Raw genomic sequence first — 22,299 nt, 5'->3', positions numbered from 1 at the left:
AAACGCAAAAAGACCTCCCCGTGCAGGTGCTGCCTGCATGGGGAGGTCTTTTGCTGTATCGCTTAGTAGTGCAGCTGGTCAGCGGTCAGTGCTTCCAGCACCGGCAGCATGGCGGCTGCCTCGGCCTTGGCAGCGGGCAGATCCATATCGCGGTAGTTGCCGCATTCCACCTCGCTGGCACCGGGGATATCCCCCTCAAAGGCGGCCATGAAGCGGAAGGAATCCACGGTCAGCGCCAATGCCTGTGCCGGGGTCAGCCCGCGGGTGAGCAGGTAGAAGCCGGTGCGGCAGCCCATGGGGCCAACGTAGATCACGCCGTCCTTCACTGCGCTGTTGCGGGCGTAGGTGGCAAACAGGTGCTCCAGCGTGTGGGCGGCACCGGTGGTCAGGTAATCGCCCTGATTGGGCTTCTTCATCCGGATGTCCCAGGTCAGCACATCACCGTCCTGGCGGCTCAGGTACATGCCCCGGTCCAGCTTGGTGTGATCGACACAGAAGCTTGCAATGCGTTCCATGATGTTCTCCTTCAGGATCAGGCCTGCAGGCGCTGGACACTGCCGTGGGCACAATCCACAGCGATATCCAGGCCGTCGCGGATGTGGCTGCAGGCACCTGCAGCACCCACGATGGTGGGCTTGAGCAGGGAGTTGCCCACGATGGCAGCGTGGCTGTTCAGGCCGGGCTCCTCAACCACCAGAGCGGCGGCATCGCGGACATAGCCCAGCATCTCGTTGGTGGTGGAGGGAACGACCAGCACCATGCCGGGGCGGAACTTTGCCTTGACCTCCTCCAGAGTGCGGCAGACGCAGGCCTTGCCGCTTGCGGAGACCAGATCGGTCTTGCCGCGGCCCACGCCTACACCGGTGGCCAGGCAGTTGCCCACCATGTGGATCTTGATCATGTTGGTGGTGCCGGAAACGCCCACGGGCACGCCTGCGGTCACAACGGCCAGCTCGCCGTTGTGCAGGTAGCCGTTCTTCTCGGCCAGAGCGGTGGACATCTCGATCAGCTCATCGGTGCTGTGGGCGGGGCCCATCAGCAGGGAAGTGATGCCCCAGCTCAGGGAGAGCTGACGCTGCACCTGCTCGTCCATAACGCAGGCAATGATGGGCTGCTTGGGGCGGTACTTGCTCAGCAGGCGAGCGGTGTTGCCGGATTCGGACACGGTGACGATGGCGGCAGCGTTCACGTCCTTGGCGGTCAGGCAGGCAGCATGCGCGGTTGCATCGCTGACGCTGATCTGGATCTCGGCGTGGCGCTGGGAGCGGTAGTGCTCCTCGTTCTCGGTGCGCTCTGCAATGGCGGACATGGTCTTGAGGGCCTCCACGGGATAGTCACCGGCAGCAGTCTCACCAGACAGCATGATGGCGGAGGTGCCATCGTAGATGGCATTTGCCACGTCGGAGATCTCGGCACGGGTGGGGCGGGGGTTGACCATCATGCTGTCCAGCATCTGGGTGGCAGTGACGATGGGCTTGCCGAAGGAGAAGGAGCGGTCGATGATGTCCTTCTGGATGCCGGGCAGCTCGGTGAAGTCGATCTCAACGCCCAGGTCACCACGGGCCACCATGACGGCATCGGCTGCGGAGAGGATGCTGTCGATGTTGTTCACGCCCTCGCGGTTCTCGATTTTGGCAATGATGCGGATGTTGGAATCGTACTCATTCAGCAGGTTGCGGATGTCGTACACATCCTGCGCGGTGCGCACAAAGGAAGCAGCGATGAAGTCAAAGCCGTTCTGCACTCCAAAGATGATGTCCTCGCGGTCCTTCTGGCTCAGGTAGGGCATGGACAGATGCACGCCGGGCACATTGACACCCTTTTTGGTCTTGATCTTGCCGCTGTTCAGCACGGTGCAGATGATGTCGGTGTCGGTGACCTGCTCAATGTGCAGCATGATCAGGCCGTCGTCCAGCATGATGGTGCCGCCGGGCTGCACGTCCTGGGGCAGATCCTTGTAAGTGACGGAGCAGATCTCCTTGGTGCCCTCCACCTCGCGGGTGGTCAGGGTAAAGGTCTGGCCGGCTTCCAGCATCTCCACACCGTTCTTGAACTCCTTCAGACGGATCTCGGGGCCCTTGGTGTCCAGCAGGGCGGCAACGGGCTTGCCCAGCTCCTCACGCAGAGCCTTCAGCTTTGCCAGACGGCCGCCGTGCTCCTCGTAGGAACCGTGGGAGAAGTTGAAACGGGCCACGTTCATGCCGTTTGCGATCAGGTCGCGCAGGACATCGCCCTTATCGGTAGAAGGGCCCAGGGTGCAGATGATCTTCGTTTTTCTCATAAAATACCTCCAACGTTTACGCTATAATGCTCTCTATCTTGACGCAGCAGCCCAAGCTGGCTGCTCTCTGGCGGGCAGTGATTGCTTTGCGCCCGCGGCGGCAGTATACGCCAATATGGCTGTTTCAAAAAACCATACCACTATACATTATAAGCTCTTGGATACAATAGCGCAAGAAAAATCTTTGCAAAGAAACTGCTAAGATTTCATCAGGTTTGAACAAAAAACTTTCCACCACAAAGCGCTTGCATAACCGGCGGGATTTGCTTATAATGAAGGTAAGCAAAAGTGCGACTGTTCCGGGGCAGCCCGGAGGAAAATGGAGTGAAAACATATGGAAAAGCGTGTATTTTTGATCGTGCTGGACAGCTTTGGCATCGGCGCGGAGCCGGATGCAGCCGCCTTTGGCGACGAGGGCACCAACACGCTGGGGGCCATTGCAGGGCATCCCAATTTCAACTGCCCCAACCTGAAAAAGCTGGGCCTGTTCAACATTGACGGTGTGACCGCGGGCGAAAAGACCGACGCGCCCGCCGGTGCCTTTGCCCGCCTGCAGGAGCAGAGCATGGGCAAGGATACCACCATCGGCCACTGGGAGATCGCCGGTGTGGTCAGCCCGAACCCGCTGCCCACCTTCCCCAACGGCTTCCCGGAGGAGCTCATTCAGGAGTTTGAGGCAAAAACCGGCCACAAAGTCCTCTGCAATCTGCCTTATTCCGGCACCGAGGTGCTGAAGGACTACGGCGAGCAGGCCATGAAGGAAAATGCCCTCATCGTCTACACCAGCGCAGACAGCGTGTTCCAGGTGGCTGCCCACGAGGAGCTGGTGCCTGTGCACGAGCTCTACCGCTACTGCGAGATCGCCCGTGAGATGCTGAAGGGCGCGTACGGCGTGGGCCGCGTCATCGCCCGGCCCTTCCTGGGCAGCAGCGCCGAGACCTTCTACCGCACCACCAACCGCCACGACCTGAGCCTGAAGCCGCCCCGTGCCACCATGCTCGACCTGCTGAAGGAGGCCGGCAGGGATGTTATCGCCGTGGGCAAGATCTTTGATATCTTTGACGGACAGGGCGTGACCGAAAAGATCAAGACCACCGGCAACACCAATGGCATCGCCTTCACCAAGGCATTGCAGACCCGGGATTTCGAGGGTCTGGCCTTTGTGAATCTGGTGGATTTTGATATGCTCTACGGCCACCGCCGCGACGTGCCCGGCTATGCCGCCGCCGCCACCGAGTTTGACCGCTTCCTGGCCGACTTCATCCCCGGGATGCGGGAGGGCGACCTGCTGATGATTACCGCCGACCACGGCTGCGACCCCTCCTACACCAAGACCACCGACCATACCCGCGAGTATGTGCCGTATCTGGTCTGCGGCAAGGGCGTGAAGCCCGGTGTGGATCTGGGCACCCGGCTCTGCTTTGGCACCATTGCACAGACCGTGTGTGAATATCTGGGTGTGGATGCTTCCAGCCTGGACGGCCACAGCGTGCTGCAGGAGATCCTGAAGTAATATCGGCCCTCTCAGTCATGCGACAGCGTGACCGAGAGGGCTATTTTTTGTGCAAAGTCTTGAACAATATAGTCAGTTGTGGTAGACTAGCACATGCACGCCCGGTGCGTACAAAGTTTACGCCGGGCGCAGGAATTGATATGGTTTCAGAATAGAAGGAGACTATCACATGAGAATCAATCGTACTCTGGGTCTGGCACTGACCGCTGCTGTGCTGGCTGTTGCCATGACTGGCTGCTCCAATAGTGCATCCTCCACCGCATCCTCCGCTGCTTCCAGCGAGGCTGCTTCCTCTGTGGCCGCTTCCAGCGAAGCTGCCGAGAGCGAGGCCGCTGCCGCCAGCGTTGTCAGCACCGAGGATCTGGATGTGAACGGCACCACCTACTCCGCTGACTGCTACGGCGAGTTCACCCTGTCCAACGGCGACACCATGAAGCTGTGGAAGGTGAACGGCGCTTACGCAGACCTGAGCGCTCTGCCCATGAAGGGCATGGCCGAGGAGTTCCCCATCGAGGCCGAGGCCGAGCAGATCTATGTTGCTGACGTGACCAGCAACGGCGAGACCACCCGCCAGTATCTGCGCACCGACAAGGTTGGCCGCAACGGCACTGTCTCTGTCAAGACCTTTGAGCTGGGCGACGCTGAGTAATCGCGCTTCTCTGTAAAATCAGCAGACAACAAGCCCCGGACCTTTTGCAAGGCCCGGGGCTTGTGCTGTTTTATCCTGTTTTATTCTCCGCTGCTGCTGGAACCGAACAGGGCATCCAGCACGGTGGAAGCGGCCTGATGCAGGGAGTTGGCAGCAGATTCCACCTGCTCCTGCGTGGGCAGAGAGATAGAAGGTGTTTCTGCTCCGCCGGTGGATTCACTGCTGGCTTCACTCTCGGCAGGTGCTTCGGTGGAAGCCTCGCTCTCGGCAGGCGCTTCGGGGGTGGGTTCTGCGGGCTGCTCATCGGCAGGCTGTTCCGCAGGCACGCTCTCGGCAGGTTCCTCCACAATGACGCTGTCGGGCGATTCCTCCACAGAGGTGCCCGCGTTGGGGTCAGCCGTGGGGGTGAATACCTCGGTCTTTTCGGGGGTCTGCTGGGTATCGCTCACGGTGCCTTCACCGCCCAGAACGGATGCGATCAGCTCCTTGGCCTGGTTGACGGAGTTCTCATCCGGCTTCATCACATAGAGGCTCTGACCCTTTGCGGAGTAGCACTGGGAGCTCTTGCCGCTGGTGCCGGTCACGGTATAGCTCTGGATGTCCCAGTCAGACAGGCTTGCCAGCTGCATCCGCACCAGTGCGGAGATCTGCTCCTGAGAAAGGCTGGTCACAAAGCAGTCGGACACAGCATCCATCAGCTTGGAAAAACTCATCAGCACAGTGGGAGATTTGATCTTGTTCATCATGGCATCGATGACTTTCATCTGGTTGATGCCGCGCTGGATATCGCCGGAGGCAAAGGCATGGCGCTCACGGGCAAAGGCCAGAGCGCTCTTGCCGTCCAGATGGTTCCAGCCCTCGGCAAAGGTGGTGGGATCATAATAGCCGGGGCTGCCCACCGAGGTGAACGCCTGATCGGAGTAGACATCCACGCCGCCCACGGCATCGATGATGCTGATGAAGCCCGCAAAGTTGATGCGGAGGTATTGGTCCACATTGACCCCGTACAGGTTGCCCAGGGTTGCCATGCTGGTCTCCACGCCGTACAGACCGGCATGAGTCAGCTTGTCCTTGCTGTTGGTGCCCGCCAGATCAACATAGTAATCGCGGGGAGTGTTGATGAGCGCCACCCGTTTGGTGGAGGGGTTGACCACGGCAATGATGTTCACATCGCTGCGGGCCTTTTCGGTCAATTCGCCGCGGTTGTCCACGCCGCTCAGGTAGACCACAAAGGGCTCCTTGGTGATCTTGTTGGCCTCGGTGCCGGTGACAAGGCCGGAGGTCACGTTATCCAGTGCACTCAGGCCCTGCTGAGCCCAGACACAGCCCAGCGCCAGAAAGGCGCATAGGAACACCGAGAACACCCGGGATACCTTGCGGGGGGCGCTGTACTCCTGGCAGCGCTTGACCAGCAGCCAGAACAGCACCAGCAGCGCCGCAATGATGACAAGATACAGTGCGGGCAGCATCTGGGTGCGACAGAGCTGGAAGAAGGCCGCAATGCTCAGAATGGCTTGTACGATCAGCAAAACAGTACCTCGTTTCGGGTTGGCCGCGCCGGTGTCCGCATCCGGTTTGCGGCGGGGCGGCTTTGACTCCGGGGCAAGCCCGCCGGTATGCTTCGGCGGCTTGGGCGGTGCAGGCGGCGGGGTGGGAGCGGCAGTTTCCGGCGCAAAAAAGGCCGCGCTGTCCACCTCCACAGTCTTTTCTTCCGGCGGGCGGTGGCCCCGGTGGATGTGCCGGGTGCTGTCATCGTCCGTGTGGGAACGGGAAGTTTCATCAAACATAGGAATTCTCCTTTTTGACATGTCCTCAGGCAAGGGGCACGATGGTCAGAACGGCCCGTGCCGGCAGGCAGGTGGCCGTCTGATCCTCCTGCGAGATCCAGCCAAAGCTTTCGCAGATGTGGTCAGGGCAGGGGGAATCAATGAACCGTGCCGCGCCGTCCTTGACCTCGATGTGCACCGTCAGATAGCCGGTGTTGATGTCATAGACGGCATCCCTGTCCAGAGAGAGCTTCTGCACCGTGTTCGCATCGCCGTAGATCAGCTCCGCGCCCAGGGTGCTGCCGCTCTGCCCGGCACTGCGGAGGTAAAAAAGCACCCCCGCGATCACCAGAACAACAGCGGCGAACAGTAAATTGACCCAGAGATTTTTTTTCTGCTTCATGGCTCAGGCATCCTTCTGGGGGAACAGCTGTTCCAGCTCGGCCAGCCACAGGGCGGCGCAGGCATCGCTGGGCATCCGCCAGTCCCCGCGCGGCGAGAGGGTCACGCTGCCGATCTTGGGTCCGTCGGGCAGGCAGCTGCGCTTGAACTGCTGGGCAAAGAACCGCCAGTAGAAGTTGCGCAGCCATTTGTAAAGCACCGCGTCCGGGTATTCCTCCCGGCCCGCAAAGGCTGCCCTGGCAAGCCGGAAGATCTTTGCCGGGCCAAAGCCGAAGCGGAGCACATAATAAAGGTAGAAGTCGTGCAGTTCATAGGGGCCCACCAGATCCTCGGTGCGCTGTGCGATCTCGCCGTTGTCCTTGGCGGGCAGCAGCTCGGGGGACACAGGGGTGTCGAGGATGTCCAGCAGCACCTCTTTCAGGGCCGGGGTGGCGGCAATGTCGGCTTCGTACCGGACAAGGTGGCGTACCAGCGTTTTGGGCACGCCTGCGTTCACGCCGTACATGCTCATATGGTCGCCGTTGTAGGTGGCCCAGCCCAGGGCCAGCTCGGAAAGGTCGCCGGTGCCCACCACCAGGCCGCCGGTGCGGTTGGCAGTGTCCATCAGTTCCAGCGTACGCACGCGGGCCTGGCCGTTCTCGTAGGTCACGTCCAGCACGCTCTCGTCCTGGCCGATGTCCCGGAAGTGGCTGTGTACCGTGGCGGCAATGTCGATCTCGGTAAAGCTGACGTGCAGCTCGTCACAGAGGATCTCTGCATTGCTGCGGGTGCGCTTGGTGGTGCCAAAGCAGGGCATGGTCACGGCCAGCACATCGGTGGTGGGGCGGCCCAGCTGCTTCATGGCGCGGACAGCCACCAGCAGGGCAAGGCAGCTGTCCAGACCGCCCGAAATGCCGATGACGGCTGTTTTGGCGCGGGCGTGCTCAAGACGCTTGGCCAGGCCGTCGGCCTGCATCTTCAAAATCAGCTCACAGCGCTCGGCACGCAGCTGCTCGTTGTGGGGGATAAAGGGGGTGGGGTCTACCCAGCGGGTCAGCACGGTGTCGGTCAGGGCCAGGTCGAACTCCACGGTCTGGTAGCCCTCAGTGCTGGGCTCAAAGCTGGTGTTGCGTGCCCGCTCCGATTCCATCCGCTGGCAGTCCAGCTCCGTCTCGGCAGGGCCGCCTGCAAAGGGCTTCACCTCGGCCAGCAGGGTGCCGTTTTCGGCGATCAGGTCGTGGCCTGCGAACACCATGTCCTGGGTGCTCTCGCCGTGGCCTGCCGAGGCGTACAGGTAGCCGCAGAGCAGGCGGGCAGACTGGTTTTCCACCAGTGCCCGGCGGTACTCGGCCTTGCCTACCGTTTCATCGCTGGCCGAAAGATTGGCGATGACGGTAGCGCCTGCCAGTGCGTGGAAGGTGGAGGGCGGCAGGGCGCTCCACAGGTCCTCGCAGAGCTCCACGCCCAGCACAAAGCTGGGCATCTGGCGGCAGCGGAAGAGCAGGGAGGTGCCAAAGGGGACATCCTGCCCGCAGACATTCACCCACTCCACCTCGGTGGAACCGGGGGTGAACTGCCGCTTTTCATAGAACTCGCCGTAGTTGGGCAGGTACGTTTTGGGAACCAGACCCAGCAGCTGCCCACGGCAGAACACGGCAGCGCAGTTGTACAGCTTGCCCCGCACCATCAGGGGCAGGCCCATAAGGACCACGGTGTCCAGCTCCCGGCTGGCATCCAGCAGCTCCTGCAGGCCGGTCAGGGCTCCCTGCTGCAGGGTGCGCTGCAAAAACAGGTCGCCGCAGGTATAGCCGGTCAGGCAGAACTCAGGGAACACGGCCAGCTTCACGCCGCGGGCGGCGGCGGCACGCAGCTCCGTGAGGATCTGCCGGGTGTTGTAGGCGCAGTCCGCCACCCGAAGCGCGGGCGAGAGGGCTGCTGCTTTCAAAAAACCATCTTTCATCGGAGGATTTCACATCCTGTCTCTCTTGTTTGCCCACGGCGAACAACTGTGCTCCCGTGGTGAGGATAGTATACCACACTCTGACCAAAACGAAAAGAGGGCTGTTATCAACCCTCTCTGCCTCTGCGCCTGACGGCGGGGCAAAGAAGGGTTCTAACAACCCCCTGTGGATACACCAAATGGAAAACGAGATGGACCGTAAGCCGGGTTCTGTATTAAACGACGATCTGTCTAGGCCTGCCATTGCTGACAGGCTCGTGCCGCCTTCGGGACACGCGAGCAGCGCTGTACGTCCCATATAGGCGTTGCTTCCGGTAGGGTTTACAAAGCCGCATAGTCACCCATGCGCTGGTGAGCTCTTACCTCGCCCTTTCATCCTTACCGCATTGCTGCGGCGGTTTCCTTTCTGTTGCACTTTCCCTGAGGTCACCCTCGGCTGCCGTTAGCAGTTACCGTGCTCTGTGAGGCCCGGACTTTCCTCAGAGCGGTCAAAGCCGCCCCGCCGCCGTATGTTCCACTCGTTTTCTGTTCCCCATAATACCATAAAAAAACAAGATTTGCAAGTGACGATAAAATTTGGTATAATAAATTTAAATATGGCGTGAATTTTTGGGGAGGGACAAGGGATGCAGCTGCTTTTCAATGTCCCACTCGAAGCCGATGGCGTGCTGCTGCGCGGCTTTCTGCGCCGGTGTGCCGTCTCCACAGAGCTGGCCCGGGCGGTCAAATTCCATGGCAGCGGCTTTTTTGCAGACGATGCGCCCATTCTGGCCAACCGCCGCGTGCAGGCGGGGCAGACCATCCGCTTTGCGCTGCCCGCCGACGGCTCCGGCGTGGAGCCGCAGCCTGAGATCCCGGTCAGGGTCGTATACGAGGATGCTTTTGCCGTGGTGCTGGAAAAACCGCCCCATCTGGCGGTCCACCCCACACTGAACTACCCTCGGGATACCCTGGCCAACGGCTATGCCGCCTGGGCGGTTGCCCACGGCGAAAGCCCGGTGTTCCGCCCGGTGAACCGGATTGATAAAGACACCAGCGGGCTGGTGCTGGCCGCAAAAAACGGCTATGCCGCGCCCCTGCTGGCCGAGGGCGTGGAGAAACTCTACTATGCCATCGTGGAGGGTGAACTGCCCCTTGGCCCCGGGGTCATCGATGCCCCCATTGGCCGGAGAGGGGACAGCATCATCGGGCGGTGCGTGACCCCCGAGGGCAAGCCCAGCCGCACCGAGTATACCATATTAAGGGCAGCGCAGGGCCTGAGCCTTGCCGCCTGTGTTCCCGTGACGGGCCGCACCCATCAGATCCGGGCGCACTTTGCATCCATCGGCCACCCGCTGGCTGGGGACGACCTTTACGGCGGGCACCGTGACCGCATTGCCCGGCAGGCACTCCATTGCGCCCGGCAGAGTTTCCGGGTGCCGGCTTACACCGAGGTGCCCGGCGGCATCCGGTTGGAAACGCCGGTGGGGGAACACGCCCGCACCATTGCAGTGGAGAGCCCCCTGCCCGAGGATATGCGGGCATTGCTGGATGCTGAAATATGAAAATACGGTGAAACCTCTGTGAAAGCTCTGCCCAAATTTTGTGACAAGCCTTGTATCGGCCCGGGCAGAGTGTATAATTGATATGAATTTGTAACTTTCGACCCAAAACGTCAGGAAGGAGCAACCCCTTTTGATCGAAGAAAAAACAAAGGAGCCGCAGAGCCAGGCTCCTGCAGCGCCGGTGAAGGGCAGAGAAAAACTGCGAAGCTTCTGGGCAAAGGTCCAGATCTCCGGCCTGCTGCGGCGGCACCGTTTCCGCCGCAAAACGCAGCGGCACATGAATGATGTGGCCAAAAAGCTGCGGGCCAGTGCCGTGGTGCTGGCAGTTGGCGAGGCATTTTATGCACTGGGCTTTGCGGCAGAGTACATGGTGGTGCGCACAGGGCGCGGCATTGCTGCCGTGGCCCGCAGACTGGCCCGCTGGTGCAGGAATGCCCGGCATACCATCATTGCAACAGCCTTTCCCGGTGCGGCGCAGATGTTCAAGGATCTGCTGGCACCGCTTTACCTGTTTTTCAAGGGCCTCGGCGCTGTGGCGGCCCACGCCAACGTTGTGCGCCGGGAGCGGGGCTTTGGTGCTTCCGTAAAAGCGGCCGGGCGCTATTTTGTGGGCGGGCTCAAGCGCAACCTGAGCCTGCTGCCCCGGACAGCAATGTACATCCTGCCCCTGTGTATGCTGGCCGTGTTCGTCACGGTCTGGAACAGGACGATGGCCCAGCCCTATGCGCTGGCTGTGCAGGTGAACGGCCAGACCGTTGGCTATGTGGCCAATGAGGAAGTGTTCAACCTCGCAAAAGAGGATGTGATGCAGCGCATCAACTACGCCGGTTCGGACAAGACCGAGTTGACCATCGAGCCGACCTATACCATCTCCGTGACCCACAAGACCATGGACGAGAGCGAGACGGCAAACGCCATTCTGCAGAGCGCCAGTGATCAGATCAGTGAGGGCACCGCCCTGTATCTGGATGGGGAGCTGACGGCAGTCTGCTCCGATGGTGACACCCTGCGCAGCTATCTGGAGAGCCTGCTGGCCCCCTACGAGGATCAGACGGACGAGAATATCAGCGTGGGCTTTAACAAAAATGTGACGCTGGAAGATGGAATCTACTTCAACGACAGCTTTGAGGATGACAATTCCATCGAGAATATGCTGACCGGCGTGCAGCAGCAGGAGAAGATCTACACGGTCATGGCGGGCGATACCCTGTGGGACATTGCCCAGAAGAACGACCTGACCTTCCGGGAGCTGTGTGCCCTGAATACGAATTTCAAGGGTGCTCCCCTGACCGAGAACTCCAATATCCAGGAGGGCGACCAGCTGATCGTGACCAAGCAGGAGGCTCTGCTGGAAGTCCGCATTACCAAGGTGGAGACGCGGGAGGAGGAAATCCCCTTCGGCACCGAGACCACCCAGTCCAACGAGTACACCAAGGGTACCACCAAGACCCTGCAGGAGGGCCAGAACGGCCTGCGCCGCGTCACCATGCAGAACGTCTATGATACCAATGGCGTGCTGCTGGAGCAGACCATCCTTTCCACTGAGACCATCCGTGAGCCGGTGAACAAAAAGGTGGTCGTTGGCACCAAGAAGGTCACGAAGTACGGTGCGGCGGCATACATCGGCGGCAGCGGTCAGTTCATCTGGCCTGTGCCGGGCTACCGCTACTGCTCACGTTGGTATGGCAGCGGCCATAAGGGCGTGGATATCTGTGCCTCTGCCGGTACGCCCATCTATGCATCGGCGGGCGGCACCGTGACCAAGGCGGGTTATAACAAGGCCGGTGCCGGTACGGGCTATGGTTATTCTGTGATCATCAGCCACTCCGGCGGCTATACCACGGTCTATGCCCACTGCCTGTCTCTGGCGGTCAGTGCGGGCCAGACCGTGCGGCAGGGTCAGCTCATCGGCTATGTGGGCAGCACGGGCCGCTCTTCCGGCAACCACTGCCACTTCGAGATCCGCCGCAACGGCTCGTACATCGCACCGCAGAGCGTGTTCCCCGGAAAGCGATAAATCAGAACAGAACCTCTCCGTCAATGCTTCGCATTGCCACCTTTCCTAATAGGAGAGGCAAGAGAGCGGAAGCATAAACTTAGCTCCCCTATCAGGCAACAACGACGACCGCCGCCAGTGGCGGATGAAGGGAGGCGTTGTTGGGGCAGCGGCCAGCAGGACACGAGTGCAATACTTTGCACGAAGTGGACGCTGGGAGCCGCAACTCGTATGCTGGCGTGAAGCGCCGGAGAGGTTTATTTTACAAACAAAAAGGAGAATGATTATGGCAACACCCCACATCAGCGCTGAAAAAGGCGATTTCGCAAAGACCGTCCTGATGCCCGGCGATCCGCTGCGGGCAAAGTTCATCGCGGATACCTTCCTCAAGGATGTCCGCCAGGTCACCGGTGTCCGTGGAATGCTGGGCTTTACCGGCACCTATGAGGGCCGCCCCATCAGTGTGATGGGCAGCGGCATGGGAATGCCCTCCATCGGCATCTACTCCTACGAGCTGTACAAGTTCTACGATGTGGACAATATCATCCGCATCGGCTCTGCCGGCAGCTACACCGACAAAGCCAAGCTGTTTGATGTGGTGCTGGCCGCCGGTGCCGTGAGCGAGAGCAATTATGCCCGGGTCCAGAGCGGTTTTGAGGGGGATCTCACCCTGCCCAGCCAGACCCTGAACGACAAGCTGCGCGCTTCCGCCGCAAAGCAGGGCATCCCCCTGATCGAGGGCAACATCCATTCCTCCGATGTGTTCTATCGCCAGCCCTCCGATGAAAAGCCCACCTACTGGGAAAAGCTGCGGGATGAGCGCGGCTGCCTGTGTGTGGAGATGGAGAGCTTTGCCCTCTTCGCCAACGCTCAGGTTCTGGGCAAGAACGCCGCCTGCCTGCTGACCATCTCCGACAGCTTTGTCTCCCCGGAGATCACCACCGCCGAGCAGCGTCAGACCAGCTTCACCAACATGATGAAGGTCGCACTGGGCGCGGAGTACTAAGTTTATTTTTGAGAGCGAAAGAGGGCTGTTGCCAAAAAGCAACGGCCCTCTTTTTAGGTGTCAGTATAGTGCCCAAAGCAATCTCATTTAATCTACCTCGATCAAATCGTGCTCAGTGAGCTTGGCTTTTCCGGTATCGATGTCGTGGACGATCTGGCGGAGATGATTGATGTTGCTTTCCGAGTAGAACGGGTCGGCGGAAACCTCAAAGGGAATGCGGTGCTCCCGGGAAACTTTTTTGGCGAAAATCGTGAATGCCGTTGTCATAGAAAGTCCCATCTCGGCGCAAACCTCTTCCATGCTGCGTTTCAGGTCTGGATCCATCCGGAAGTTCACATTGACTGCATTTGCCATTCTAATACACCTCCTTCTTGATTCTATTATATGCGTCTGTAATGAAAAATGCAAGAACTTTCGTTACATAATAAATGAACAACGAGAAATCTCTTGAAGAATTTGAGAACACGCCGTATAATTGAAGTGCAAAAGAGGGGATGAAAGATGAACGACTTTCAACCAAATCAGGATATCTGCCTTGTACCTTATTACCCAGCCTATGAAATTGCCCTTCCGTGGTATCGCGATGCAGAAACGTTTGTTTATACTTTAGAATGAAAAGGAGGCCCCTATGACCAATCTGACTTTAGACGAAAAGAAAGCCCTGATCCGGATGGCACTGGAAGCCCGGGAGCAGGCCTATGTGCCTTACTCCGACTTTATGGTGGGTGCTGCCCTGCGGGCCGAGGATGGCCGCATCTTCACCGGCTGCAATGTGGAAAACGCTGCTTTCACCCCCACCAGCTGTGCCGAGCGTACGGCCCTGTTCAAGGCGGTGAGCGAGGGCGTGACCCGATTCACCGACATTGCCGTGGTGGGTTCCCGCCGCGGCGAGGTGAACAAGCAGATCACCTCACCCTGCGGGGTCTGCCGTCAGGCGCTGTTTGAGTTCGGCGGGCCGGAGCTGAATGTCATCATGGCAAAGACCCCCGATGATTTCATCGAGCGCAGCATGGACGAGCTGCTGCCCTTCGGCTTTGGCCCCTCCAACGTGGCTGGCAACAAAGCCGTGGAAGAGTGAGGCAGGAAGCGGATATTTTGCCAAAATTGGCGAAATAGTACGACTTTTACGCGAATTTTACAAAAAATCTGTAAAGATTTTGTAATCGGAAATGTCTTGCTTTCCTCACATGACCCGGCTATACTTGGGTCAGTAAATGTGCAAGTGTGCGCATTCCCTTTTTAAAGCGCAATTTTTAATGTATAAAAAGGAGAGTTTTCTTATGATGATTTCTCGTCGTAACTTCCTGGCTGTGGCTGGCGCTGCAGCTGCTGCCGCTGCTCTGACCGCCTGCGGTGGTTCTTCCTCTTCCACCAGCACCGCTTCTTCCACTGCTTCCTCTGCAGCTTCTGAGGCTGGCTCCGAGGCTGCCAGCAAGATCACAAAGGTCGCTCTGACCTGCGATACCGGCACGATCGATGACGAGAGCTTCAACCAGGCTTGCTGGAGCGCTGTTTCCAGCTACATGGGCGATGACTGCCAGTACTACATCCCCGAGGCTGATGCTTCCGATGAGGACCGTGAGACCATGATTCGTCAGGCTGTCAACGACGGCGCTGAGGTCATTGTCTGCGTTGGCTACCTGTATGGTGCTTCTCTGGCATGGGCTGCTGAGCAGTACCCCGATGTCAAGTTCGTCGCTATCGATGTCACCCAGGGCGATATCGGCACCGATGAGATCCCCTCCAACTGCTACTGCATCACCTTCAAGGAGGAGCAGGCAGGCTATCTGGCAGGTTACGCCATTGCCAAGGACGGCAAGACCAAGCTGGGCTTCCTGGGTGGCATGGCTGTTCCCGCTGTCATCCGTTACGGCTACGGCTTTGTGCAGGGCGCTGATGCTGCTGCTCAGGAACTGGGCCAGAACATCGACATCAACTACTTCTACGGTGGCCAGTTCTACGGCGATGCCAACATCACCTCCCGTATGGAGGGCTGGTACTCCAACGGCACTCAGGTCGTCTTTGCCTGCGGCGGCGGCATCTACACCTCCGCTGTTGAGGCTGCCCTGAAGAACAACGGCTACGTCATCGGCGTTGACGTTGACCAGAACTACATCGGCGCAAACGGCGTTGCTGATGGCACCTATGCTTACAACCCGTTCATCACCTCCGCTATGAAGGGCCTGTCTGAGGCTGTTTCTACTTCTCTGTCCGACATCGAGGCAGGCGAGTGGAGCACCATCGCAGCAACCAACGGCAACTTTGGTCTGGAGGACGGCGATTACATCGGCCTGCCCACCGATGAGGACAGCTGGAACTTCGAGACCTTCACGGTTGAGGAGTACGAGGAGCTGAAGCAGAAGATCGCTTCCGGCGAGATCGTTGTTGACAACAGCTCTGATGACGCTACCAAGCCCACCGTCAGCGAGTTCACCAACGTCACCTACATCCAGTAAAATTTGAACAGTCCGCAAGGGCTGCAGGGAACGACCCTCTCCGTCATTGCCGCCAGGCTTTGACGGAGAGGGTCGTTTTTGTCTCGCGAAAAATCGTGCAGCTTGCACAAAAGTAATACTTATAAGAGCACATCCCGCCAAAAAATCAAAAAGAAGTGTGCAAAACCGCAAAAATACGGTATAATGGTACACAGAATAGTATAGGTGTCGATTTGACACGAAAGGAGAGTGAGCAGATTGGCAGAGGATTTTGTGATCGAGATGCTCCACATTACCAAGGAGTTCCCTGGAATCAAGGCAAACGATGATATCACCCTGCAGCTGCGCAAGGGCGAGGTACATGCCCTGCTGGGCGAAAACGGCGCTGGCAAAAGTACGCTGATGAGCGTGCTGTTCGGCTTGTACCAGCCGGAAGCCGGTAAGATCCTCAAGAACGGCAAGGAGGTCGCCGTCCGCAACCCCAACGATGCAAACGCACTGGGCATCGGCATGGTGCACCAGCACTTCAAGCTGGTGGAATGCTTCAGCGTGCTGGATAACATCATTCTGGGCGTGGAACCCAATAAGCTGGGCTTTTTGCAGAAGGCTGAGGCCCGCAAGAAGGTCATGGCCCTGAGCGAGAAGTACGGCCTGCGTGTGGACCCCGACGCACTCATCAGCGATATCTCTGTTGGTATGCAGCAGCGTGTTGAGATCCTGAAGATGCTCTACCGCGACAACGAGATCCTGATCTTTGATGAGCCCACCGCTGTTCTGACCCCGCAGGAGATCGACGAGCTGATGGAGATCATGCGCGGGTTCAAGAAGGAAGGCAAATCCATCCTCTTCATCACCCACAAGCTCAACGAGATCATGGCAGTGGCAGACCGCTGCACGGTTCTGCGCAAGGGCAAGTATATGGGCACTGTGGACATCAAGGACACCACCAAGGAAGAGCTTTCCCGCATGATGGTCGGCCGCGATGTTCAGCTGCAGGTGGACAAAAAGCCCGCCGCCCCCGGCGAGGTGGTGCTGGACGTGCAGAACGTTACCATGCACAACGCCCAGCACAAGAAGGATGCCGTCAAGAACGTCTCTTTCCAGGTGCGTGGCGGTGAGATCGTCTGTCTGGCGGGCATCGAGGGCAACGGCCAGACCGAGTTTGTCTACGGCCTGACTGGTCTGGAAAAGTTCAACAGCGGCAAGGTGCTGCTGGACGGCAAGGAGATCACCAACGAGAGCATCCGTCAGCGCTCCAAGGACGGCATGAGCCATATCCCTGAGGACCGCCACAAGCATGGTCTGGTGCTGGATTACAGCCTGGAAAACAATATGGTGCTCCAACGCTACTGGCAGCCCGAGTTCCAGCACAACGGCTTTATCCGCAGTGAAAAGGTGCGGGAGTACTCCGATAAGCTGATCGCCCAGTATGACGTGCGCAGCGGCCAGGGCAGCGCCACCATCGTGCGCAGCATGTCCGGTGGCAACCAGCAGAAGGCAATCATTGCCCGCGAGATCGACAAAGACCCCAAGCTGCTGGTGGCAGTGCAGCCCACCCGCGGCCTGGATGTCGGTGCCATTGAATATATCCACAAGCAGATCGTGGATGAGCGCGACAGGGGCAAGGCTGTGCTGCTGGTCAGTCTGGAGCTGGACGAGGTGATGAACCTCTCTGACCGGATCCTTGTGATGTACGAGGGTGAGATCGTGGGTGAGTTTGACCCCAAGACCACCACGGTCCAGGAGCTGGGCCTGTACATGGCCGGTGCCCGCAAGCAGGGAAAGGAGTAAGCAGAAATGAAAAACAAAAAACTTTCCCACAACGGGCTGCAGGGTTCTGTCACCAGCGTGATGGCTGCCCTGCTGTGTATCCTGATCGGTCTGTTTGTGGGCTTCCTCGTGCTGCTGGCCATCAACCCGGCCCACGCATGGGCAGACGGCTTTGTCCGCATCCTCAAGGGCGGCTTCCATGATGCCCCCTATGGTGTCGGTAAGGAGCTGGCCAACGCCGCGCCCCTGATCATGACCGGCCTTTCCGTGGGCTTTGCCTTCAAGACCGGCCTGTTCAACATCGGTGCCGCCGGTCAGTACACGCTGGGCGCTTACGGTGCCCTCTACTGTGCCATCATGCTCAAGCTGCCCTGGTTCGTCTGCCTGCTGGCTGCGGCCATTCTGGGCGGTCTGTGGGGTGCCATCCCCGGTTTCTTCAAGGCCTACTTCAACATCAACGAGGTCATTACCTCCATCATGTTCAACTGGATCGGCCTGTACCTCGTCAATGAGCTGGTCTACCAGAACGGCACCGGCCCCATGTACGATGTGCGCAACACCCGCACCCTGAACCTGGGCAAGAACGCGGATCTCGCCCAGTCCGTTATCCCGGACTTCGGCCTGAACAAGCTGTTCCAGACCAACAGCACCACCATTGCCATCTTCCTGGCCGCTGTGGTGGCCATCCTGATCTGGGTGGTGCTGAACAAGACCACCTTTGGCTATGAGCTGAAGGCGGTCGGCCTGAATAAGAGTGCTGCCCGCTACGCCGGTATCAACGAAAAGAAGAACATCATCCTCTCCATGGCCATTGCCGGTGCGCTGGCAGGCTTTGGCGCGGGCCTGTTCTATCTGTCCAACGTGGGCCAGTGGAACCCCCTGAACTCCACCAGCCTGCCCGCCATGGGCTTCAACGGCATCTCTGTTGCCCTGCTGGCAAGCTCCAACCCCATTGGCACCATCTTCTCGGCCCTGTTCATCTCCCACATCTCGGTGGGCGGCACCTTCCTTTCCACCAAGTATTATCCCACGGAGATCGCCGACCTGATCAGCGGCATCATCATCTACCTGTGTGCATTCTCCATGCTGTTCCGCGGCAAGATCCAGAAGCTGCTGTTCAAGAATGCGGACAAGACCAATGTGAACGCAGAGCCTGCCCCGGCGGAAAAGGCCAACGCGAAGAAGGAGGGCAAGTAAGATGCTGCTTTTGATCAAATATACCCTGCTGTATGGCATCGTCCTGATGCTGGTGGCACTGGGCGGTATGTTCAGTGAGCACTCCGGCATCATCAACATCGCGCTGGAAGGCATCATGGTCATCGGCGGTGTGGCGGGTGTTCTGACCCTGACCATGCTTCCGGCCGACATGTCGCCGTTCCTGGTGGTGCTGATCTCGGTCCTGGTGGCTGCGCTGGCCGGCATGGTGTACAGCCTGCTGCTGGCCTTTGCTTCCATCAACCTGAAAGCGGACCAGACCATCGGCGGCACGGCCCTGAACCTTTTGGCCACCGCCATTGCCGTGGTCATTGCCAAGTATTTCAGCGACAGCGGCAGCGCCAAGCTGAACTATTCCAACAAGCCGTTCCTGTTCAGCATCGGCGGCCTGGAGCTGAGCATCTTTGTGCCGTTGGGCATCGTGCTGCTCGTCATCAGCTATGTGGTGCTGTACAAGACCCGCTTCGGTCTGCGCCTGCGCGCCTGCGGCGAACATCCTCAGGCAGCCGATTCTGTGGGCATCAACGTCTACAAGATGCGCTACGCGGGTGTGCTGCTTTCCGGTGCGCTGGGCGCTATCGGCGGTCTGGCATATATCGTGCCCCCTGTCCAGACCTGGAACTTTGAGGTCGGCGTGGCTGGCGCGGGCTTCCTTGCACTGGCTGTTATGATCTTTGGTCAGTGGAAGCCTTTCAACATCTGTGCCGCCGCCATGTTCTTTGCCGTGTTCAAGAGCCTGGCAAACATTGCGGACTCCACCTTCCTGGCGCAGCTCCACTGGTCCAGCAACATCTATAACATGATGCCGTTCATCGCATCCATGATCATTCTGGCCTTTACCTCCAAAAACAGCATGGCCCCCAAGGCTGAGGGCATCCCTTACGACAAGGGTTCCCGCTGAGCGAGGTTTGTTCCAAGGGCGCAGCTGCTTTTCCGGGCAGCTGCGCCCTTGGTGTTCAAAACCCGACAAAGGAGACGGAATGTGGATTGCCTTTGTCAAAAAGTCTGTTATAATGGAATTTATTGAAAGTCATACTGTCAGACAGGAGAATTGCGATGCGTATTTATGATTTGATCGCGAAAAAGCGCGATGGCGGTACCCACACCCGGGAAGAGTTGGAGACCATTGTCAACGGCTTTGTCAGTGGGGAAGTGGCCGATTACCAGATGGCTGCCTGGATGATGGCGGTCTACCTGCGCGGCATGACCAACGAAGAAACAGCCGAGCTGACGGACGTGATGGCCCACAGCGGCGTGATGGTCGATCTTTCCCCCATCCCCGGCATCAAGGTGGATAAGCACTCCACCGGCGGCGTGGGCGATAAGACCACCCTTGTGATCGCCCCTGTGGTGGCGGCCTGCGGTGTAAAGATTGCCAAGATGAGCGGCCGCGGCCTGGGCCATACCGGCGGCACCATTGATAAAATGGAGAGCGTGCCCGGCACCAGAACTGCCCTTTCGCAGGAGGAGTTCTTTGCCCAGGTGAACAAGATCGGGCTGTCGGTCATTGGCCAGAGCGAGGGCATTGCCGTGGCAGATAAGAAGATGTACGCCCTGCGGGATGTGACCGCCACGGTCAGCTGCATCCCGCTGATCGCCTCTTCCATCATGTCCAAGAAGCTGGCCTCCGGCTCCGATGCCATCCTGCTGGATGTGACCACCGGCACCGGTGCCTTTATGAAGACCGTGGACCAGAGCATTGAGCTGGCTGAGCTGATGGTCGCCATCGGCACCCACCATGGCCGCCGGGTGGCCGCCATGATCACCGATATGGACACCCCGCTGGGCCGCAACATCGGCAACAGCCTTGAGGTCATGGAGAGCATGGACGTGCTCAAGGGCAAGGGCCCTGCCGACCTGACCGAGGTCTGCCTGCAGCTGGCCGCCAATATGCTGGTGCTGGCAGGCAAGGGTACCCCGGCGGAGTGCCGCGCCATGGCACAGGCTGTGATCGCGGACGGCTCTGCTTTTGCCAAGTGCAAGGAGATGTTTGCGGCCCAGGGCGGCGACACCCGTGTGCTGGACGATTACAGCCTGTTTGAGCAACCCGCAGCCAGCTTTGAGCTGCTGGCCGAGCAGGATGGCTACATTGTGGCCAACGATGCCGAGAAGATCGGCTCTGCCAGTGTGCTGCTGGGCGCTGGCCGCCAGAAGAAGGGAGACCCGTTGGACTTTGCGGCTGGCATCACCCTGCACAAAAAGCGCGGCGACTATGTGCACAAGGGCGAAAGCCTGGCCACCTTCTACGGTGCGGCAGATAAGTTTGAAGCCGCTGCTGCGGAGTACCGCAGCGGTCTGGTCTATGGTGCGGAAAAGCCCGAGGAGGCCCCGCTGGTCTACGCCCTTGTCACCAAGGACGGCGTGGAGCGCTACTGAGAAAGCATCCTTCCCGCAAGGAGGGAGGGACGGAAAGGACATTTTCTATGAAGATCATTCTGGTGGGCTGCGGCAAGGTCGGCACAGCGCTGGCACGACAGCTCAGCGAGGAAGACCACAATGTCACGGTCATCGATACCAACAAGGCCCGTGTGGAGCATATCAGCGAATCCTATGACGTGATGGGCATTACCGGCAACGGCTCCTCCATCACAACGCTGTCCGAGGCGGGGATCGAGGAGGCGGACGTGTTCATTGCAGTCACCGGCTCGGACGAGCTGAACCTGCTCTGCTGCATGTTTGCCAAAAAGGCGGGCCACTGCCACGCCATTGCCCGTGTGCGCAACCCCTCCTACAGCCATGAGCTGGACTTCATCAAAAAGCAGATCGGCATTTCGGCCATCATCAACCCGGAGATGGCGGCGGCGCGGGAAATCTCCCACCTGCTGCGCTTCCCCGGTGCCAGCAAGATCGATACCTTTGCGGAAGGCCGGGTGCGGCTGATCAAGTTCACCCTGACCGAGGCACAGGCACTGGACGGCGTGGCCATCCGGGAGATCCCCACCCGGCTCAAGAGCGATATCCTGGTCTGCGCCGTGGAGCGCAACGGCGGGGTCATCATCCCCAACGGTAACTTTGTGCTCCAGACCGGCGATCAGGTCACTTTTCTTGCAACGCAGGAAAAGGCCCACGAGTTCTTCCAGCGTATCCATCTGGCCGTGCGCCCGGTGCGCAATGCCCTCATCGTGGGCGGCGGTGCCATTGCCTTCTACCTGAGCCAGGAGCTGCTGGAAAACCATGTCCGGGTGCGGATCGTGGAGCGGGACCTCGCCCGCTGCGATGTGCTGGCCCAGGCCCTGCCCGAGGCACAGATCCTGTGTGAGGACGGCTCCAACCGCGAGTTCCTGCTCTCCGAGGGCCTGACCTCCACCGAGGCCTTTGTGGCCCTGACCAACATCGATGAGGAAAATGTCCTGCTGACCCTGTTTGCCAAGAAGCATTCCAACGGCAAGCTGGTCACCAAGATCAACCGCCTGGAATTTGACGATATCCTGGCCGGGCTTGATCTGGGCAGCATCGTCTACCCCAAGTACATGACCTGCGATTACATCGTGCAGTATGTGCGCGCTTTGCAGAACGAGGCAGGCAGCAACATCAAGACCCTGTACCGCATTCTGGACGACCGCGTGGAGGCGCTGGAATTCACAGTCCATGAGAAGAGCCGCGCCACCGGTGTGCCTCTGAGCCAGCTCCACCTGAAAAAGAACCTGCTGCTCTGCTGCATCACCCGCGGCAACGAGATCAAGATCCCGCGCGGCGGCGATGAGATCCAGGTGGGCGACAACGTCATCGTGGTCACGCTGGAGCACGGCCTGCATGACCTGCGGGACATCGTGGAAGATTAAC

18 protein-coding genes and 1 other RNA gene are annotated in these 22,299 nt (G+C 59.3%); 12 read left to right on the top strand and 7 right to left on the bottom strand.

Annotated features, from left to right (window positions below; all coding sequences use genetic code 11):
- Positions 1-62 precede the first annotated feature (62 nt).
- Complete coding sequence (locus GXM22_RS10815; protein WP_005931054.1) at positions 63-515, bottom strand: S-ribosylhomocysteine lyase; 453 nt, start codon at positions 513-515, stop codon at positions 63-65.
- Between the two features lie 17 nt (positions 516-532).
- Complete coding sequence (pyk, locus tag GXM22_RS10810) at positions 533-2,281, bottom strand: pyruvate kinase (protein WP_005931050.1); 1,749 nt, start codon at positions 2,279-2,281, stop codon at positions 533-535.
- A 334-nt stretch (positions 2,282-2,615) separates the two neighbouring features.
- Between pyk and GXM22_RS10805 the strand changes: the two genes are divergently transcribed.
- Together GXM22_RS10805 and GXM22_RS15130 are read left to right on the top strand one after the other, a co-directional pair.
- Complete coding sequence (locus tag GXM22_RS10805; protein ID WP_005931044.1) at positions 2,616-3,794, top strand: phosphopentomutase; 1,179 nt, start codon at positions 2,616-2,618, stop codon at positions 3,792-3,794.
- A gap of 169 nt (positions 3,795-3,963) precedes the next feature.
- Positions 3,964-4,443 (top strand): hypothetical protein, encoded by a 480-nt coding sequence (locus GXM22_RS15130; RefSeq protein WP_005931041.1) that lies wholly within the window; start codon positions 3,964-3,966, stop codon positions 4,441-4,443.
- A gap of 80 nt (positions 4,444-4,523) precedes the next feature.
- On the opposite strand, the gene GXM22_RS10795 is transcribed toward GXM22_RS15130, so the two are convergent.
- The 4 genes from GXM22_RS10795 to rnpB form a co-directional block, all read right to left on the bottom strand.
- A complete protein-coding gene (locus tag GXM22_RS10795; RefSeq protein WP_005931038.1) occupies positions 4,524-6,230 on the bottom strand; it encodes an LCP family protein in 1,707 nt (568 codons plus the stop codon).
- 25 nt (positions 6,231-6,255) lie between these two features.
- Positions 6,256-6,612, bottom strand: coding sequence for a NusG domain II-containing protein (locus GXM22_RS10790; protein WP_005931035.1), 357 nt, complete (start codon positions 6,610-6,612; stop codon positions 6,256-6,258).
- 3 nt (positions 6,613-6,615) lie between these two features.
- Positions 6,616-8,550, bottom strand: a complete 1,935-nt coding sequence (locus GXM22_RS10785; RefSeq protein WP_005931030.1) for an NAD(+) synthase — start codon at positions 8,548-8,550, stop codon at positions 6,616-6,618.
- Positions 8,551-8,733: 183 nt separating this feature from the next.
- Positions 8,734-9,071, bottom strand: an RNA gene (gene rnpB / locus GXM22_RS10780) — RNase P RNA component class A.
- 105 nt (positions 9,072-9,176) lie between these two features.
- Here rnpB and GXM22_RS10775 point away from each other — a divergent pair.
- The 3 genes from GXM22_RS10775 to deoD all read left to right on the top strand — a co-directional run bounded on the left by GXM22_RS10775 (position 9,177) and on the right by deoD (position 13,096).
- On the top strand, positions 9,177-10,094 hold the full coding sequence (locus tag GXM22_RS10775) for an RluA family pseudouridine synthase (protein ID WP_005931027.1): 918 nt from the start codon (positions 9,177-9,179) through the stop codon (positions 10,092-10,094).
- Positions 10,095-10,224: 130 nt separating this feature from the next.
- On the top strand, positions 10,225-12,111 hold the full coding sequence (locus GXM22_RS10770) for a M23 family metallopeptidase (protein WP_005931024.1): 1,887 nt from the start codon (positions 10,225-10,227) through the stop codon (positions 12,109-12,111).
- 265 nt (positions 12,112-12,376) lie between these two features.
- Positions 12,377-13,096 (top strand): purine-nucleoside phosphorylase, encoded by a 720-nt coding sequence (gene deoD, locus GXM22_RS10765; RefSeq protein WP_035393670.1) that lies wholly within the window; start codon positions 12,377-12,379, stop codon positions 13,094-13,096.
- An 87-nt stretch (positions 13,097-13,183) separates the two neighbouring features.
- Here the strand turns inward: deoD and GXM22_RS10760 are convergent, their stop codons facing one another.
- Positions 13,184-13,450 carry a type II toxin-antitoxin system RelB/DinJ family antitoxin gene (locus GXM22_RS10760; protein ID WP_005931018.1) on the bottom strand — a complete coding sequence of 89 codons (267 nt, stop codon included), beginning with the start codon at positions 13,448-13,450 and terminating at the stop codon, positions 13,184-13,186.
- A gap of 274 nt (positions 13,451-13,724) precedes the next feature.
- On the opposite strand from GXM22_RS10760, the gene GXM22_RS10755 reads away from it, so the two are divergent.
- The 7 genes from GXM22_RS10755 (at position 13,725) to trkA (ending at position 22,298) form a co-directional block, all read left to right on the top strand.
- Positions 13,725-14,174 (top strand): cytidine deaminase, encoded by a 450-nt coding sequence (locus GXM22_RS10755; protein WP_005931014.1) that lies wholly within the window; start codon positions 13,725-13,727, stop codon positions 14,172-14,174.
- A 202-nt stretch (positions 14,175-14,376) separates the two neighbouring features.
- Positions 14,377-15,552, top strand: coding sequence for a BMP family lipoprotein (locus tag GXM22_RS10750; RefSeq protein ID WP_035393669.1), 1,176 nt, complete (start codon positions 14,377-14,379; stop codon positions 15,550-15,552).
- A gap of 261 nt (positions 15,553-15,813) precedes the next feature.
- Positions 15,814-17,322 carry an ABC transporter ATP-binding protein gene (locus GXM22_RS10745; protein WP_035393842.1) on the top strand — a complete coding sequence of 503 codons (1,509 nt, stop codon included), beginning with the start codon at positions 15,814-15,816 and terminating at the stop codon, positions 17,320-17,322.
- 6 nt (positions 17,323-17,328) lie between these two features.
- Positions 17,329-18,498, top strand: coding sequence for an ABC transporter permease (locus GXM22_RS10740; protein ID WP_098924759.1), 1,170 nt, complete (start codon positions 17,329-17,331; stop codon positions 18,496-18,498).
- Position 18,499: 1 nt separating this feature from the next.
- Entirely contained in the window at positions 18,500-19,417 is a 918-nt protein-coding gene (locus GXM22_RS10735) for an ABC transporter permease (RefSeq protein ID WP_005930997.1), read from the top strand.
- A gap of 155 nt (positions 19,418-19,572) precedes the next feature.
- A complete protein-coding gene (locus tag GXM22_RS10730) occupies positions 19,573-20,892 on the top strand; it encodes a thymidine phosphorylase (RefSeq protein ID WP_005930991.1) in 1,320 nt (439 codons plus the stop codon).
- 47 nt (positions 20,893-20,939) lie between these two features.
- Positions 20,940-22,298, top strand: coding sequence for a Trk system potassium transporter TrkA (gene trkA, locus GXM22_RS10725; protein ID WP_005930988.1), 1,359 nt, complete (start codon positions 20,940-20,942; stop codon positions 22,296-22,298).
- The last annotated feature ends 1 nt before the right edge of the window (position 22,299 follow it).

Origin of the sequence: Faecalibacterium duncaniae, assembly GCF_010509575.1 — a bacterium.
Taxonomy (GTDB): domain Bacteria; phylum Bacillota; class Clostridia; order Oscillospirales; family Ruminococcaceae; genus Faecalibacterium; species Faecalibacterium duncaniae.
This window is presented reverse-complemented; position numbering and strand designations above follow the sequence as displayed.

Coding starts and splice junctions, on each gene's coding strand:
- GXM22_RS10805 (WP_005931044.1), top strand. CDS start 2,616: ATGGAAAAGCGTGTATTTTTGATCGTGCTGGACAGCTTTGGCATCGGC.
- GXM22_RS10735 (WP_005930997.1), top strand. CDS start 18,500: ATGCTGCTTTTGATCAAATATACCCTGCTGTATGGCATCGTCCTGATG.
- GXM22_RS10790 (WP_005931035.1), bottom strand. CDS start 6,612: ATGAAGCAGAAAAAAAATCTCTGGGTCAATTTACTGTTCGCCGCTGTT.
- GXM22_RS10730 (WP_005930991.1), top strand. CDS start 19,573: ATGCGTATTTATGATTTGATCGCGAAAAAGCGCGATGGCGGTACCCAC.
- trkA (WP_005930988.1), top strand. CDS start 20,940: ATGAAGATCATTCTGGTGGGCTGCGGCAAGGTCGGCACAGCGCTGGCA.
- GXM22_RS10760 (WP_005931018.1), bottom strand. CDS start 13,450: ATGGCAAATGCAGTCAATGTGAACTTCCGGATGGATCCAGACCTGAAA.
- GXM22_RS10745 (WP_035393842.1), top strand. CDS start 15,814: ATGCTCCACATTACCAAGGAGTTCCCTGGAATCAAGGCAAACGATGAT.
- GXM22_RS10775 (WP_005931027.1), top strand. CDS start 9,177: ATGCAGCTGCTTTTCAATGTCCCACTCGAAGCCGATGGCGTGCTGCTG.
- GXM22_RS10740 (WP_098924759.1), top strand. CDS start 17,329: ATGAAAAACAAAAAACTTTCCCACAACGGGCTGCAGGGTTCTGTCACC.
- GXM22_RS10755 (WP_005931014.1), top strand. CDS start 13,725: ATGACCAATCTGACTTTAGACGAAAAGAAAGCCCTGATCCGGATGGCA.
- GXM22_RS15130 (WP_005931041.1), top strand. CDS start 3,964: ATGAGAATCAATCGTACTCTGGGTCTGGCACTGACCGCTGCTGTGCTG.
- GXM22_RS10750 (WP_035393669.1), top strand. CDS start 14,377: ATGATGATTTCTCGTCGTAACTTCCTGGCTGTGGCTGGCGCTGCAGCT.
- GXM22_RS10795 (WP_005931038.1), bottom strand. CDS start 6,230: ATGTTTGATGAAACTTCCCGTTCCCACACGGACGATGACAGCACCCGG.
- GXM22_RS10815 (WP_005931054.1), bottom strand. CDS start 515: ATGGAACGCATTGCAAGCTTCTGTGTCGATCACACCAAGCTGGACCGG.
- pyk (WP_005931050.1), bottom strand. CDS start 2,281: ATGAGAAAAACGAAGATCATCTGCACCCTGGGCCCTTCTACCGATAAG.
- deoD (WP_035393670.1), top strand. CDS start 12,377: ATGGCAACACCCCACATCAGCGCTGAAAAAGGCGATTTCGCAAAGACC.
- GXM22_RS10785 (WP_005931030.1), bottom strand. CDS start 8,550: ATGAAAGATGGTTTTTTGAAAGCAGCAGCCCTCTCGCCCGCGCTTCGG.